Raw genomic sequence first — 16,246 nt, forward strand, 5'->3', positions numbered from 1 at the left:
TGCGGATGAATTGATGTGCCGATGTTTTGATGCCCCGATGTGCCGATGCATTGCTTTGTAAATTTGAGATAATGTTTTATTGACTGTTCCTGTTGTCTGTTGTCTGTTGTCTGTTGTCTGTTGTCTGTTGTCTGTTATCTAACTCACCATTTACTATTTACTATTCACCATTCACTATTTCTCCTGCGACTGACTAAAGAACTAATGTCTAATGACCAATTACTAACGACTCAGGACTAACTACTAACGACTTTTACTCACTACTCACTACTCACCACTTCTCCCATCAACGTTGCCGAAGTAAAAGCATCCACTCTCACTGTTACGTAGTCGCCAATACAAATATTGTTTTTGGGAAAGATGATGACCTTATTATGTGTAGTTCTGCCGAACAACTGATCTTTGGAACGTTTTGAAATTCCTTCCGCGAGCACTTCATATTCATTGCCAACTTCGCCTGCATGAATTTGTTGCTGATGCTGATGTTGTAACGCCACAATTTCCGACAACCGCCGGCTTTTTGTTTCAGCAGAAACATCATCTGTAAAATTCTTCTCCGCAGGTGTTCCGGGTCGCTCGGAGTAACTGAACATGTAAGCGAGATTGTATTTTACATATTCCATCATGCTCAGAGTTTCAGCATGATCCTTTTCGGTTTCGCCACAGAACCCTGTGATAATATCGGTTGATATTCCACAGCCCGGAAGAATGCTCCTGATCGTATTAATACGTTCGAGATACCAGTCACGATCATACGTTCTGTTCATCCGTTTCAACACTTCAGAACTGCCTGATTGAACAGGCAGGTGAATGTGCTTACAGATGTTATGGTAAGCTGACATGGTATGCACTACTTCGTCTGTAATATCCTTTGGATGAGAAGTAGAAAACCTTACCCGAAGTAATGGATGCACCTTCGCCACCTGCTCAAGCAATTGTGCAAAATTCAAAGTGTCACCGCTTGCGGGGTTTTTCCAGAAGTAAGAATCGACATTTTGTCCGAGCAATGTTACTTCACGGTAGCCTTGCACAAACAATGCAGTTGCTTCATCAATTATTGATTGCGGATCACGACTGCGTTCTCTACCGCGTGTAAAAGGCACCACGCAAAAAGAACACATGTTATTGCAACCGCGCATGATAGAAATAAATGCGGTGATACCATTGCTGTTCAGCCTCACGGGATTAATATCAGCATATGTCTCTTCACGCGACAATAATACATTCACACCTTTATGACCGTCTTCCGCTTTAGCAACCAATAAGGGCAAATCACGGTAGGCGTCTGGTCCGATTACGATATCCACTATTTTCTCTTCTTCAAGAAATTTTGATTTTAAACGTTCAGCCATGCAACCCAACACGCCAATTAGCGTATCAGGATTATTTTGCTTTGCTTTCTTAAATTCAGTCAGGCGTTGGCGTACACGTTGTTCTGCATTTTCGCGAATGGAACAGGTGTTGATCAACACAAGATCAGCTTCCATGAAATTTTCTGTAACAGCAAATCCATCTTTCATTAAAATAGAAGCGATGATCTCCGAGTCGCTGAAGTTCATGGCACAGCCATAGCTTTCGATATAAAAGCTTCGCCGGATGGAAGAAACAGAAGCGGGATGCTTTACCGCAAGGGCTTCACCCTGACGGTTTTCATCGTGTATCTCCGCAGCAACATCTAATGTGACAGGCATCTGTTTGCTAAAAAAATGAAGGCCAAAGATAGTAATTTGGGAGGGATCCGTGACAAGAATTCAGGCTGAGTGGTGTTTCAATTCCTGAAATATTTGGCACCTGGTACGGAAATCACGGAAAATGATAATGGTAAAATTTTGTCGGGTAATACTCCATTTGGATATTGAGTGAAAGCATTTAAATTAAACAGCCATTCAAAAAAAAGCAGCCATTGAAATTTTCAATTGCTGCCTGAAAAGAATTGATTCAATTGATTTATTCTTTCACAAATTTTTGTGTAGTGACGCCATTTGCAGTTTGCACTTTCAGTAAATACATGCCATTGGAAAGGTCACTGACGGGAATAGTGGTTGTATGCTTTCCTGCACTCAATGAATTTATTGGCAACGACCTTATCAATGAGCCATTCACATTATACAACTCAAAGACCGCGAAACCGGATTTAATCAGCGAAACTTCCACTTTGAGTTGATCGCAAACCGGATTTGGAAAAATACTGAGGGAAGATTCATTGAGTTGTACATTACTTTCGCCTGATACTAATGTACTATCAAGCACCACGTCTTCATCGCCCGGCTGATATTCCGTGTAAGCGAAAAATCCAATCATCATTTCGTCGGTGGTGTGTTCTCCTGCTGATATATCCATTGGCGGATTATTCGGGTTATCAGCATTATTGGTGGTATTGTCGTAGGTAGCTTCGCCCCAGAATGTGGATCCGCTAAATACCGGCACAAGTTTTTGATAGTTATAAAAGCCCTGCCAATGAAAACTCCACTGCGGAATATCTATCAGTGGCGTGATGGCACCGGTGCTGCTTTCAGCCCATGATTTAAACGATGTTCCTACGCGGTGCATGTGTGGAAATATGCCAATCAATGAAACATTATATCCGTTGAGGTCATAGGCTTCATGAAATGTTTTGACCGTGTTGGCGGGAACAAATAATGGTCCGTCTGTCATGCCGAAAAAATATTCCAACACGGCATCAACGAACACTTCCCGAATGGCAGGATAATCTGTAAACTTCAGATTGATCTTCGTCGCGTCACTTTGATCCAAACTTCCCGGCGCATAATGTATCTCCACCACATAATCAAAGTTTGATTGAATCTTGATGCCCATGTTTTCCGGTAGCTTGAACAATCCTGTTCCCGGTGCCCAGGCGCCTATCAGTGAAGAGAAAAAACTGGCAGGCATGGTTCCATTGCTTTCGAAACCTGGTAACGGATCAAGATCATCAAGGCTTTGTGAAATATTGGTAGGATCAGCCCAGATCACAATATGATGCACAATGGCATTGTTGCCGGGTTGATATTCAATCTGATTCAGGTATTTTCCCGCACTTGCTCCTGCCGGAATTACAAAACTCCGGTATTGATCAATATCCGTATTTACCGTCCAGGAGGGTAATTCAAGCGTCTGGTTTATTTCATTCATCTGTGAGTTTGAACTGAATACAGGAGCGGCAGGCGCATCGGCGAGATTACCGGAAGGTAATCCACCATTCACCCATTCGGCAATGGTGTTCATTTCTTCTGCACTAAGAAATCGTTCATCCTGAAAATGAACATAATCAGGATTTGCTTTCCAGGGCGGCATCAGCTTCGCAGCAACCTGTGTTGAAATGCCATAACCATTGGTTAGTGCATCATCATACGACATCAGCGAAAATGGTCCGATGCCTCCTTCATGGTGACAACTGCTGCAGTTATCATAAATGATCGCAGCGACTTTATCGCTCCAGGTTGGAGTTTGAGCACTTAAACGACCGATAACCAATAAAAAGCTAAAGAGTGTAATTGTTTTTTTCATGAGAAAAATTTGATGGGAAGTAAAACAATGCAATGGAAGAAAGTGTTGCGAAGCTACTAATTTTCTCATGATCTCCAGGCGAAACGTAGCGCAGGAACCAAGGCAATTTCCAGGTTGCTTCACTGATTTTTTTTAATTGCCACGGAGGCACGGAGGATGTTGCTTCAATTGTGCATAGCAATCCAATGTCTGAAAACCAATATTGCAACCGTCAGTTACTAATCTATCAGGATTACAAAATATTTTTTAAGCTGTTACGTCAACTCCTTCTGATAGTTGAAATACTTAAACAGTTGTTTAAGTTAAACAATTGTTTAAATTTGCGCCCGGTTTCCTACCTATGAACGATAAACGAACCCAGATACTGATAGCTGCCGAAGAGTTATTCGCAGAGAAAGGATTTGAAGCCACTTCCGTTCGTGAGCTTTCAAAAAAGGCAGGCATCAATATCGCAATGATCTCGTATTACTTCGGATCAAAAGAAAAGCTTTTTGAATCATTGGTTGAATTCCGCACCCGTTTCATCCGCGAAAAACTGGAAACCCTTAACCGCGATGCGGTGCTGGATCCTTTTTCAAAAATTGAAATGGCCATTGATCTGTATGTCGACAGGATTTCCACCTTCCCGCATTTTCATAAAATACTTCACCATGAGTTAATGCTGAAGCAAAGAAATAAAATGCACGATGCAATAGCCGACATCCTGATAAGAAACTCACAGGAGATGAAAAAGCTAATCTATGCCGGACAAAAACAGGGACTATTCCGTAAAGTGGATGCTGACCTGCTGGTTGTTTCCATTGTTGGAACCATCAATCAATGCAGCATGTCAAAAACGATGACCGGTAAATTATTAAAACTGGGTAACGGCTCAATCTTTGATTCACGGCCCAAAAAAAGATTGAAAAATTATCTGAAAGACATTGTACGTTCCTACCTGATCATTAATTAAAATCTGACACCATGAATAAATCACACTTATCCATGCTTAGCAATAAACTGCGTGTAAACAAGAGAATCCGGCTGATGATTTTTTTCTACATCGCGTATCTTGTTTCCACTACTTCATTTGCGCAAACATTACCTGTACTTTCTTTGCAGGAAGCTGTGATAATGGGTTTAGAAAACAGCAAGCAACTGCAAATAACACAGGCAAAAGCCGTAGCAGCAGACGCAAAAAACAAACAGACGTATGACCTTGCTTATCCGATGGCTAACCTTACGGCCGGATACTCCCGGTTGAGCGATGTACCGGCTTATTTGATTCAGTTTCCGGGTGAAACGGAAGCTCATGAATTATTTCCGGTATACCTGAACAATTATCAAACAAGACTTTCAGTGAATGAATTGGTATTTGCCGGACTCAAGTTGAAATACGGTAAGTCATCAGCAGATTATCTTAACCAGGCTGCCGCCATGGATGTAGATAAAGACAAAGATGAAGTGGCATTTAATATTGTGAATGCCTATTTCAATATTTACAAGCTGACGAAAGGTGTGGTGATCATCGATCAAAACCTTGCCCTGGTAAAGCAACAGATCAAAGAATTGCAGGATGGCGAGAGAGAAGGCATAACGTTGCACAATGATGTAGTAAGAGCGCAATTGCAACAAACAAATTTCGAGCTGGCAGCCATTGATGCAACCAATTCATTAAAGACAGCGATTTACGATTTCAACCTTCTGATTGGTATTTCACCTCCCGAAACACCAACAAAGATTGATACAAGCAGCGTTTTTCAAACACCAACGCTGCAGACGCTTGATCAATATCTGCAGGTTGCTGCCGCCACCCGGTCTGATCTTGAGTCGCAGAAAACACGCAACCTCGCTGCGATGAACAGTTTAATTGTAGAACAAAAAGACTACTGGCCGACCATATTTGTAGGCGGAAATATTTATTACGGAAATCCTAATGTTCGTTACATTCCACCTGTAGATCAGTTTAATTTAACGTGGGATATTGGCGCTAACCTCAATTGGAATCTTACTACACTCTTTACCAATAAACACCAGGTAGCAGAAAGCAAAGCAATTGTTTTACAGGGAAAAACCGCATATGATCAACTCAGTGATGTGGTGAAATCAGAAGTCTATTCCAGCTACCTTGGTTATACAGAATCAACGGATAAGCTTACTACATTAGAAAAAGCATTGGTTCAGGCGACTGAAAATTACAATCTCCAGAATTCAAGATACACCAACAGTGTCGCGCTCTTCAGCGATTTGATTGATGCTCAATCGTACCTGCTGCTGGCGCAAATTAATTATTCCATCGGCAAAGCAGATGGTCAGGTAGCTTATTACAAATTGCTGAAAGCAACAGGAACCATTCAATAATCAAAGTTTATAAATTCAAATTTTCATGTCAGAAGCAAAAAAATCAAGAAAAATAGTGCTACCGGTAATACTTGGAATCATCGCGATTGGCGGTATCGGATATGGCATCAATGAATACATTTATTCACTGCATCATGAATACACTGACGACGCACAAATTGACAGCGATATCAGTCCGGTGGTGAGCAGGGTGACCGGTTATGTAGACAGTATTCTTTTCGAGGAAAATCAACACGTAAAAAAGGGCCAGGTACTAATCAGACTTGATGACCGCGATCTTCGCATTAAAGTAGAACAGGCACAAGCCGCGTTAGACAATGCGAATGCAAATGTTTTGGTTGCTAAAGCAAACGTTTCCACCACGCATGCCAGCAATGATGCAGCAATGGCGAATATTGAAAATGCAAAAATAAACGTGTGGAAAGCGACGCAGGATTTCGTCCGTTATCAAAATTTGCTTGCGGATAAATCTGTCACCCAGCAACAATATGATGCTGTAAAAGCAGAAAAAGAATCTGCTGAATCGCGATTGCAACTTGCGCAAAAGCAGCTTACAACCGGAACGGTACAAACCAATGCAACAGCACAACAAATTACCGTCGCCCAATCTAACGTAACTGCCAGGCAAGCGGATCTTGATTATGCGCTGTTGCAATTGTCCTATGCCACAATTACTGCTCCCGCAACAGGCATTGCATCGAAAAAAAGTGTGCAGCCCGGACAACTTGTGCAATCGGGTCAGACACTTTTCACGGTAGTATCAGATTCCAATGTGTATGTGGTTGCCAATTTTAAAGAAACACAATTGGATGACATGAAGGAGGGACAGCATGTTACCTTGAAAGTGGATGCATTTCCAAAAACTACTATTGATGGATCAGTCTATTCATTCTCTCCTGCTACAGGTGCCAAATTTTCATTGCTTCCACCAGATAATGCAACCGGCAATTTTGTGAAAGTGATACAACGTATTCCGGTAAAAATAAAATTAACAACTTCGAAAGAACAGTTGCAGGCTTTGAGACCGGGAATGAGTGTGAAAGTGACGGTTGACTTATAAGCAAACATTGATTAACCTTTCAGGAAAACGATTTAATTATTTACAATGGCTGAAGCAGGCTTCCGGAAATGGATCATTACACTAACTGTGATTCTCGCATCATTGCTTGAACTCATTGATACTACGGTGGTAAATGTTTCGCTTCCGCAAATCATGGGTAACCTTGGTGCAACACTCGAAGATGTGGGTTGGGTGGTTACAGCATATGCCGTGGCGAATGTGATAATTCTTCCGATGTCGGGTTGGCTTTCCCTGAAATTCGGGAGAAGGAATTATTTCATTTTCTCCATCATACTTTTTACTGTCGCGTCTTTCTTTTGTGGCAATGCCCACAACATCTGGGAACTCATTGCTTTCCGGTTCATACAGGGATTAGGCGGTGGCGGATTGCTATCCACAGCGCAAGCCATATTGATTGAAACATGGCCAAAAGAACAATTGGGAATGGCAACAGCGATGTTTGGATTAGGTGTGGTTGTAGGTCCAACACTCGGACCAACACTGGGCGGTTATATCACCGACCATTTTTCATGGCCGTGGATTTTTTATATCAATATTCCATTGGGAATTATTGCCACTATGTTTACGCTGGAATATATCAGGGGTAAACGGGATAAGTCGATGTCCAATCAACGCATTGACTGGCTTGGCATATTTCTGTTGACCGTAAGTGTTGGATCGTTGCAAATAGTTTTAGAACGTGGTGAAAGCGAGGATTGGTTTGAGACGCCTTACATTTCAGTGCTGGCCATAACAGCAGTTATCGGATTGGTGTCTTTTGTGTGGCAGGAACTCAGCATGCCAAATCCCGTAGTAGACATCAGGATTCTAAAAAACAGGAGTTTTTCCATTGGTATTTTGTTAACTTTTATACTTGGTTTTGGACTGTTCGGTTCCGTCTTCATCTTTCCAATATTTGCGCAAAACCTTTTAGGATTCAGTGCGCAGCAAACTGGAGAAATGCTTATTCCCGGTGGATTGGCCACCATATTTATGATGCCGATGGTAGGTGTTTTTTTACGAAAAGGTGTGCCTCCGCAAATCATGGCAACGATAGGATTTGTATTATTTTTTGTGTTTACCGAATTGTTACGACAATCTACGCTGGCTTCAGGCTGGAATGATTTTATTATTCCCTTGATTATTCGTGGAATGGGGTTGAGCTTATTATTTGTGCCACTTACCACACTTGCGCTTTCCGGTTTGCAGGGAAAAGATATTGCGCAGGGAACAGGACTGAATAACATGATGCGCCAACTTGGAGGTTCATTCGGCATTGCCATCATCACCACCATGCTGCATCTGCGCCAGGGTTATCATCGCAATATTCTATTGGAGAATGTAAACGCGTATGATCCTGCCTTCACAGAACGTTTTAATAACCTTGTTCACAGCTTTACAGTGAGGGGTTTTTCAATGATAGATGCGCAGCAAGCTGCTTATAAAGCTATTGAAGGTGCGGTAGTGAAACAAACGTACCTGCTCTCCTATCTTGATGGATTTTATTTTGTGGGCATCTTCTTTTTGTTCTGTATTCCTTTGTTGTTTCTGCAACCACTCAGACCAAAGGGAGGTAGTATTGTGGTAGATGCGCATTGAGTGTCTGAATTACATTCTATTTTCGTGAGATGAACAAAATTGAAACAGGTCTGATCGGCTTCGGCACAGGTGGACGGATTTTTCATGCACCTTTTATTGTGGGTTCAGATAAATTCACACTGAAAAAAATTAACACTACCAATGCGGCTGCTGTCTTAATTGCTCAGTCACAATATCCCAACACAGAAATTGTAGAAACAGCAGATGCAATTTTTACGGATGAGTTTATTGAGCTGGTCATCATCGCTACTCCAAATACTTCACATCTCCCACTTGCAAAAAAGGCATTGCTGGCCGGCAAGCATGTGATTGTTGAAAAACCATTTACGCTTACGGTTGCGGAAGCAGATGAATTAATAGCACTTGCAAGGCAACAACAAAAAATAATCACCGTGCATCATAACCGGAGGTGGGACAGTGATTTTCAAACCATAAAAAAAATAGTTGATGGAAAACTTTTGGGAACGCTGGTGGAGTACGAAGCGCATTTCGACCGGTTCAGAAATGTGCTGAAAGAAAATTCATGGCGTGAAACGGAACTGCCCGGCTCCGGAATTCTGTATGATCTTGGATCACATTTAATTGATCAGGCACTTTGTTTATTCGGAATGCCGGAAGAGCTATTTGCGAATATGCAGGTACAACGTCCGGGAGGAAAATCAATTGATCAATTTGAATTGCTGTTGTTTTATTCCGGGTTGAAAGTAACGCTGAAGGCGGGCATGCTGGTAAGAGAGCCGTTGCCACATTTCATCTTATCAGGAACACAAGGATCGTTTGTGAAGTATGGGATGGATGTGCAGGAAGCAGCCTTAAAAGAAGGACACACACCTTTCAACAGCTCGGATTGGGGCGTAGAACCGGAATCAATTTGGGGAATGATTAATACGGATGTGAATGGGAATCACCAACAGGGAAAAGTTGAAAGTGAACGAGGTGATTATGCTGCATTTTTTGAAAATGTATATGGTGCTATTCTATCTAATGAGCCTTTGATAGTTACTCCGGAACAAGCAAGAGATACGATAAAGATTATTGAATTGGCAATGATAAGCAATTCGGAAGGGAGAATTTGTAAGGTGGGCTAAAGTGGAATTGTTGAATTGTTGAATTACTAAGTCCCGTAGGGCGACAGTATTAATCGAAGCATGAAAAAATCTACTCTAAAATTCCAGCCAGGCAATATTAAATTTCAAGCAAAGAAAAGACCCCTGACAAATGCGTCAAGGGTCTTTGAAATTTGGTATAGAATATTTTCTAACTAAACTACTGCACCACTATTTTTTTACTTCCTGTAAATTTATCCGAATTAATATGCAACGTATAAATTCCTGCCGGAAACTGATCAACAGGAACTGACAGTTGATTTACAGAACCATTGATAGTATGCTGATAAACGGAACGGCCAAGTGTATTCAGCATTTCTACTTTGGTAACACCTGATGTTACAGCATTCCATTTTAACATCACCACATCAGACACGGGATTCGGTGCAACAGTGATCGCAATATTTTCTAATTCATGTATACCGATGGTAGGTTCACCCAATTCCCAGAGGATTACATCATCAACTGCTGCTTCTACAAGACTGCCTCCTTCAAGATCCGCTCCGGCAATAATACTATCGGATGCTACAAAACGCAATTGCACTTTATCTGTCAGCTCCACATAATCCTTGATGCGGAATGCATTGCCTCTCCATTGATGGTCTGCAGTATAAGTTAATTCAACAGGCACCCAAACGCCGTTGCCATTGGTGATATGAACTTTCCACAAATCATTTCCTGGATTCGCACCCTGATCATTTGAATACCAGCGATAATAAGAAATAGCCGGATTCTGATAGGAAGTCACGTCATACTTCGGCCCGTACAATGTATTCTTTCCTGCATCACAATCATTCGTACCTGCACCTGATCCGGCACTTGCATTACCTGTGAATGCACAGAAATTAAACGTATTGTCATCCGTATGGTCTTTATCCGTTTGCACCATAGAATTAGGATCACCTGGTACCAGGAAAGATCCCACCGGTTCATCAAAAGTCCAGGCACCGGTAGCGGCATCATCTGAAGGATCTAAAGCGATCCAGTCACCAAAATATATTTCGAAATCTTCTTTAATCAACTGATCATACCCAATCAGCAACTTATATGGCAGGTTTGGATCGGCTTGTAAAATTTTTGACGGTTGTGTTAACGCGACACTTCCATATATATCCGTTACCGTGAAATAATAATCCAGAATGGATCCTTGCGGCTGCGCAGGCACTAAGCCCTCATAATTTGAACCTGAGAGCAACGTCATTGGAACGGTTTGATAATCTGTTGCGGTGTTCAATTTATAATGTAAAAATGCATCGCCTAAGTAAATCGGGAAATCAGTGTTGATGGTGGCCTTAATAGTGATAGGCGTGGCTGAAAACGTTACCAACGGTTCAGCATGAATGAGATTCAGATCTCCAATCAACGATATGCCATGCAAAGCAAACGCACTCAGAATAGCGAGATCATGAGGCGTTCCGTTGTTCAGGTTTCCATCATTATCATCGGCGGCTAAAGCATCGAGCAGCACATCTCTGTACACAGTGCCTTCCTGTCCCTGAGGTCCGTCGGCAAGTCCGAAAAGGGTTTCAGCAAACAGGTTGAACATCGTGTCTTTGTTACCAATATTTAAACGTGTATCGTACCAGCAACCGGCAATTATTTCACCGTCAGCATGCACTTCACCTTGAATATCCTGGGGGTATACTTTTTTATTGATGTCGTAACGACGAACATATCCCTCAGGATTTGTATCGGAGAAGCCAAGACCCAAAATCGGATTATCTGTAATTCCTATTCCCCACACATCAGAGTAACCTTCATTCATGGCACCATTGTCAAGGCCATTACTATAAAAATCATAAAAACGCATGTCGATGCCGTGTCCATATTCATGATAGACCACATCCCCAGCCAAAGCAAGATCATAACAACCACCACCCTGCTGATAAAAATTGATGGATGAACCGTCATAAAAAGCGTTGCAACTGCCATCAGTGCGTTCGACCCGTGTGATCAGTGATTCATCCATTTCCTCATATTCCGGTAAATGGAATTTCAGGAAATTATGCACGACATTCACATGGTAATAGGCACTGCGTTTTTCAATGGTTGCATGTGTGTCAAAAGAAACAAGGTTGAGACCGGCTATGAGATTATTCGTGAAACTGGTTGTTGCTACACTTGTATTTCCAGACACTACTGTTGACCATTTTCCCACGAGGTTGATAGTTGAATTTACCGGTAGTGCAATAGTGCCCAATAACAAAGTGCCGGTTGAATCAGTATAATAATCCGTTCCGGCAATAGTCACTTTCAGATCAGGCAGGCCGCGGATTACGTTGGGCTCCCATGGATTAGGATCAGCCACTGTGGCATTTACAATCAATTCATCATCAAAATTGCAGATCTGATTACTGCGGTAAAGCACTTCTCCGTTGTTGGCATCTACCTGCGTGTAATAGCGTGCAGGATAACCTTCAAAATTTTTACAGGAAACTGTTACTTCATACACCAAACGGTAAGCATATAAATCTCCCACAGGAATTGGCAACACTTTAACATCAGGATTTACTGCGATGCCGGTGATTTCATATCCCATTCCATCAATAGCGTAAGAGGAGATGATATCAGCAGAAAGTGAAGGACTTATATTTAACTGAATATCGTTAAACACATCGGCACCAAACAATACAACACGATCATCTTTTGTAGAGCGAACTGTTACCCGGCTGTTCAGCACTTCAATGCCCTGGTAAGTCTGATAGTAATCGACATAATTATATTTAGGTGAGGCATGCGAACTGCGAAGCTTCAACTGATCTGTGTTTATGTTGAATGAAGCCATTTCCGTCTTAATAAACTGAAATGCTTTTGAAGCAGCATCTCCGCTTCCTGAAAGTGTGATGCCCGACCCATAAGCACGGTGCGGCATGCTTGTTCTTTCATCAAATATCACCTTCCAGCCCTGGTGCTTGCTGCTGAACTGCAACCATTGCTTGCTTTGATGCAATTGTTGCTGTCGCTGGTAATTCAGTTGTTCTTTATTGTTTTGAATGTAGCTGCGGTTGTAAGGATCGCCTTTTGTTGTGGCCCGGGCTGTTATCGATAAACCGGCAAGCAGGAGGAAGAGGGTAAAGAGTTTGGTCATGGGAATTAGGAATTAATAATTAAGAATTAAGAATTAGGAATTACGGAGCACTGACTAACGACTATGGACTATGGACTATCGACTATAAACTCAATGAACGGGCGGAAAAGTACATTTTTTTTCGGATCATGTTCATCGTAGCTGTTCACTTTACGCACAGTCAAAAGATGAGCTCGTATTCAGGCAGGATGTGCCGCTGAAATTAATGTGCCGATGTGCCAATGACCAAATGCACCAATGACCAATGACTAACAACTCACTATTCACTATTCACTACTCACTACTCACTACTTGCTACTTGCTACTTGCTACTCATCACTCACCGCCTGCTGACCCAGCGACACACTCCTTTCCTGCGGCAATTCCACCATTTCAAAATCACTGATGCGATCGAGATAATGGATGGTTGGACCATCCTGTTGCGATTCGAAATTGATGATGAATTTAGCGCCCCAGATAAGGTCCGATGCCCGATATGAAATTCTGTAATGAACATTTTGCGAAAACGTTTCATCGTATGCTTTGAAAAAAACCATCAGTTCCACATCTTCATCCTCCATCATTTCTTTGGTATGTCCGAAAAGCAAACTATCCTGTGTAACGGGATGTACGACAGTCCATGACAAGGGGAACATTCCCACTTTACTGCGTTCGAGATCAAGCGGATAAAACCTTCGTACATCCTTCCCTTTTTCAACGATAATTTTTGATAACGTCACCTGCACTTCCACTTCCGCCAGTTGTGTTTTTCTTCCGTTAGCGATCCTGAACATCAATCCCATTCCCTCCTTATAAGGCGACATCAGCATATTTTTGCTGTGCACAAGCTTGGCATTGGGTTTTGAAAAACGGCCATACAATAATCCTGTCGCCAGTGCGAAGGTGAGAATGCCCATCATGGATTCAAACGTTGCCACAAAACTGATGAAGGTACCGACCGGTGCGATGCGACCATATCCAACAGTGGTTAGTGATTGCGCACTGAAAAAGAAGGCATGTAAAAACTCGTCCAGTTTGGTATGTCCTTCATAGGCGGTGAGATGTTGAACCCCAATCAGAAAATAAACGAAGGCAAAAATTGAATTTGCAGTAATGAATGCAATAAAAACAATGATGTTAAATTTCATCAAAGGCATGGTAATCAGTTCCAGGTAAATATCACTCGGACGAAACCAATTTAATCCCCGGTATTCGATATTGAAAGAGCCATCATTTTTAATTGCACGCTGATTCCTTGCCTGTACTTTCGTACTGAGACCCGTATCGTTATCCTCTTTAGCAGAAGGTTTGAGTCTGTGTGCCATTATTGCAAGTGTTGTAGATGGAACCGAAGGTAAATAACTCTTATCAGAAAAGAATGAGGCAGATTGCTGATAGTGTACAACATTTGTAAGGCAAGAACGAGTTTTGAATTTTTGTTACATCGCCCTCCTCGCCTTCTCCTATTCCAAACCCCGCCTCTATCTGAATGCTAACCATCCGAAGGCACTTCCTTCAAATTAATATGAGAAGGCGGTGCCAGGATTAACGGGAATTTTTCGATCGTCACATTGCTGGTATCTAATCCGAAGGCAGCTTCTTCCGTCATGGAAATATGTTTCAGATAGAAATAAAAATCCATGATGATCTTCTCTGTAAATGACAATTCATTTTCATTAGAAAGATATTTTTCCATCACCACAAACCGGAAATCTCCTGCAATATTTTTACGTCGAAGCGATTCATACTGACTGACAATATCAACTCTCTTCTCATTCACTAAATTCTCCACTACTTTCTTGAAAAAAAGATTCAGTCGCGGAGCCACGCGAAAGCCCAATTTGTATTCAATGCGGATTACTTTATTCGGAACAAGAATATCAACAGAATAATCCATTGCATAAGGTTCATCCACCACATCCACATGTATCAGCCAATAAACATCAGCGCGTTTAGGCTGCTTGTTAAAAATGGAATAAACCACCTTGTCTTCAACCTGCGTTTTATAATCTGCACTGGTGAGATAGATCAGGTGTGAAGCATATTTAGGAATACTTTGGTCTTCACTCAGTTCTTTCAGTGAAGGGAGGTATTCACTGACAGGAATAAATTCAAGGTACCTGTTCTTGATTTTTCTCGCTTTGAACCACGTGAACATGATGGAGAACAACATGAATGCAATAAACAAAGTGACATAACCGCCATGAGGAAATTTGCTGAGATTGGCGATGAAGAAACTGATTTCAACAGAAAAGAAAGTTCCGCCAATGAGTGCGGTTGTTATCCATGAACCATGCTTCACATACCAATAGGTGCTGAATAAAATAGTGGTCATCATCATCGTAATCGTAATGGCCAATCCATATGCGGCTTCCATATTCTTGGATTCTCTGAAATAAAAAACAATCATCACACAACCCATAAACAAAAACCAGTTCACACTTGGAATATAAACCTGTCCGCGCTGCACTGTTGGAAATATCGTTCGCACTTTAGGCCAAATATTCAGCCGCATCGCTTCACTGATCAATGTATAAGAACCGGAGATGAGCGCCTGGCTTGCAATTACAGATGCAGCCGTCGCGATTATAATTCCAAAAATCACAAACCACGGCGGCATGATTCCATAAAACGGATTTCCTTCCAAAACCAAACCCTGGTGGCGCATGAGCCATGCACCCTGTCCGAAATAATTCAACAACAGACAACTTTTCACGAATACCCAACTCACACGTATGTTTTTTCTTCCGCAATGGCCGAGATCAGAATAAAGCGCTTCGGCTCCGGTTGTACAAAGGAAAACGGCTCCCAATAGCCAGAATCCATTTGGGTGTTGTGTAAGCAAGTCAAAAGCATACACAGGATTCACAGCTTGCAGAATTGAAGGATGCTCCAGTATCTTATGAAGACCAAGTACGCCCAGCATCGAAAACCAGATGAACATAATGGGTCCGAATGAGCTGCCTACCAAACGTGTTCCCGCCCGTTGAAAAAGAAACAGGAAGGTGATGATGGCGATAATAATCGGAATGGTGTTGATGTCTCTGTTATAGATCCGAAGTCCTTCCACTGCAGCAGAAACAGTAATGGCAGGCGTAATAATTCCATCCGCAAGTAGCGTACAACCACCTATGATGGCTGGATAGATCAACCATTTAGCGCGTTTCCGAACCAAGGCATACAATGAAAAAATTCCACCTTCCCCCTTGTTATCCGCCTGAATAGTGAGTACGATATATTTCAGTGTAGTCTGAATCGTAAGTGTCCAGAACACGCAGGAAACGCCGCCCAGCACCAGGAATTTGTCAATGGAATCATGACCCATAATGGCTGTCATTACATACAACGGGGAAGTTCCTATATCACCGTAAATAATTCCTAAAGTGATTAATAAGCCTGCTACTGAGAGCTTATTGTGAGCGTGCTTCGGGTCCAATCAAGAGGGTATAAAGAGGGCAAATGTAGCTTTAAAAGTCATTAGTTGATAGTCCTTAATCGATAGTTGGGCATTTTTGAGGGTTTGAGGGTTTGAAATGTATAGGTTGTTTATATGGTTTAGGTTGTTTG

General features: G+C 41.9%; 10 protein-coding genes. 5 read left to right on the forward strand and 5 right to left on the reverse strand.

Translation table 11 applies throughout. The features are described 5' to 3' along the window. Positions 1–260: 260 nt before the first annotated feature. Both miaB and IPO83_18510 read right to left on the reverse strand, forming a co-directional pair. The gene (gene miaB / locus IPO83_18505) at positions 261–1,691 is read right to left on the reverse strand and encodes a tRNA (N6-isopentenyl adenosine(37)-C2)-methylthiotransferase MiaB (protein MBK9733248.1); all 1,431 of its coding nucleotides are present in this window, start codon (positions 1,689–1,691) and stop codon (positions 261–263) included. Between the two features lie 256 nt (positions 1,692–1,947). Then, positions 1,948–3,507, reverse strand: a complete 1,560-nt coding sequence (locus IPO83_18510; GenBank protein ID MBK9733249.1) for a T9SS type A sorting domain-containing protein — start codon at positions 3,505–3,507, stop codon at positions 1,948–1,950. A gap of 340 nt (positions 3,508–3,847) precedes the next feature. Here IPO83_18510 and IPO83_18515 point away from each other — a divergent pair, with 340 nt between their 5' ends. The 5 genes from IPO83_18515 to IPO83_18535 are packed head-to-tail and all read left to right on the forward strand — an operon-like array spanning position 3,848 to position 9,594. Next, positions 3,848–4,459 (forward strand): TetR/AcrR family transcriptional regulator, encoded by a 612-nt coding sequence (locus tag IPO83_18515; GenBank protein ID MBK9733250.1) that lies wholly within the window; start codon positions 3,848–3,850, stop codon positions 4,457–4,459. 11 nt (positions 4,460–4,470) lie between these two features. Next, positions 4,471–5,847: a TolC family protein gene (locus tag IPO83_18520; GenBank protein MBK9733251.1), complete on the forward strand. Its 1,377-nt coding sequence runs from the start codon at positions 4,471–4,473 to the stop codon at positions 5,845–5,847. A gap of 25 nt (positions 5,848–5,872) precedes the next feature. Continuing rightward, complete coding sequence (locus IPO83_18525) at positions 5,873–6,907, forward strand: HlyD family secretion protein (protein ID MBK9733252.1); 1,035 nt, start codon at positions 5,873–5,875, stop codon at positions 6,905–6,907. A gap of 45 nt (positions 6,908–6,952) precedes the next feature. Next, positions 6,953–8,506, forward strand: a complete 1,554-nt coding sequence (locus IPO83_18530) for a DHA2 family efflux MFS transporter permease subunit (protein MBK9733253.1) — start codon at positions 6,953–6,955, stop codon at positions 8,504–8,506. A gap of 29 nt (positions 8,507–8,535) precedes the next feature. Then, on the forward strand, positions 8,536–9,594 hold the full coding sequence (locus IPO83_18535; GenBank protein ID MBK9733254.1) for a Gfo/Idh/MocA family oxidoreductase: 1,059 nt from the start codon (positions 8,536–8,538) through the stop codon (positions 9,592–9,594). A 178-nt stretch (positions 9,595–9,772) separates the two neighbouring features. Here the strand turns inward: IPO83_18535 and IPO83_18540 are convergent, their stop codons facing one another. The 3 genes from IPO83_18540 to IPO83_18550 form a co-directional block, all read right to left on the reverse strand. Then, positions 9,773–12,700 carry a T9SS type A sorting domain-containing protein gene (locus IPO83_18540; protein MBK9733255.1) on the reverse strand — a complete coding sequence of 976 codons (2,928 nt, stop codon included), beginning with the start codon at positions 12,698–12,700 and terminating at the stop codon, positions 9,773–9,775. Positions 12,701–13,008: 308 nt separating this feature from the next. After that, positions 13,009–14,004: a hypothetical protein gene (locus IPO83_18545; protein MBK9733256.1), complete on the reverse strand. Its 996-nt coding sequence runs from the start codon at positions 14,002–14,004 to the stop codon at positions 13,009–13,011. 167 nt (positions 14,005–14,171) lie between these two features. Then, a complete protein-coding gene (locus tag IPO83_18550; protein MBK9733257.1) occupies positions 14,172–16,115 on the reverse strand; it encodes a KUP/HAK/KT family potassium transporter in 1,944 nt (647 codons plus the stop codon). Positions 16,116–16,246 lie beyond the last annotated feature (131 nt).

Source organism: Chitinophagaceae bacterium (genome assembly GCA_016717285.1).
Classification (GTDB): Bacteria; Bacteroidota; Bacteroidia; order Chitinophagales; family UBA10324; genus JACCZZ01.

Bases quoted from the DNA above. Each gene is read 5' to 3' on its own strand.
- miaB (MBK9733248.1), bottom strand. From the start codon at position 1,691: ATGCCTGTCACATTAGATGTTGCTGCGGAGATACACGATGAAAACCGT.
- IPO83_18510 (MBK9733249.1), bottom strand. From the start codon at position 3,507: ATGAAAAAAACAATTACACTCTTTAGCTTTTTATTGGTTATCGGTCGT.
- IPO83_18515 (MBK9733250.1), top strand. From the start codon at position 3,848: ATGAACGATAAACGAACCCAGATACTGATAGCTGCCGAAGAGTTATTC.
- IPO83_18520 (MBK9733251.1), top strand. From the start codon at position 4,471: ATGAATAAATCACACTTATCCATGCTTAGCAATAAACTGCGTGTAAAC.
- IPO83_18525 (MBK9733252.1), top strand. From the start codon at position 5,873: ATGTCAGAAGCAAAAAAATCAAGAAAAATAGTGCTACCGGTAATACTT.
- IPO83_18530 (MBK9733253.1), top strand. From the start codon at position 6,953: ATGGCTGAAGCAGGCTTCCGGAAATGGATCATTACACTAACTGTGATT.
- IPO83_18535 (MBK9733254.1), top strand. From the start codon at position 8,536: ATGAACAAAATTGAAACAGGTCTGATCGGCTTCGGCACAGGTGGACGG.
- IPO83_18540 (MBK9733255.1), bottom strand. From the start codon at position 12,700: ATGACCAAACTCTTTACCCTCTTCCTCCTGCTTGCCGGTTTATCGATA.
- IPO83_18545 (MBK9733256.1), bottom strand. From the start codon at position 14,004: ATGGCACACAGACTCAAACCTTCTGCTAAAGAGGATAACGATACGGGT.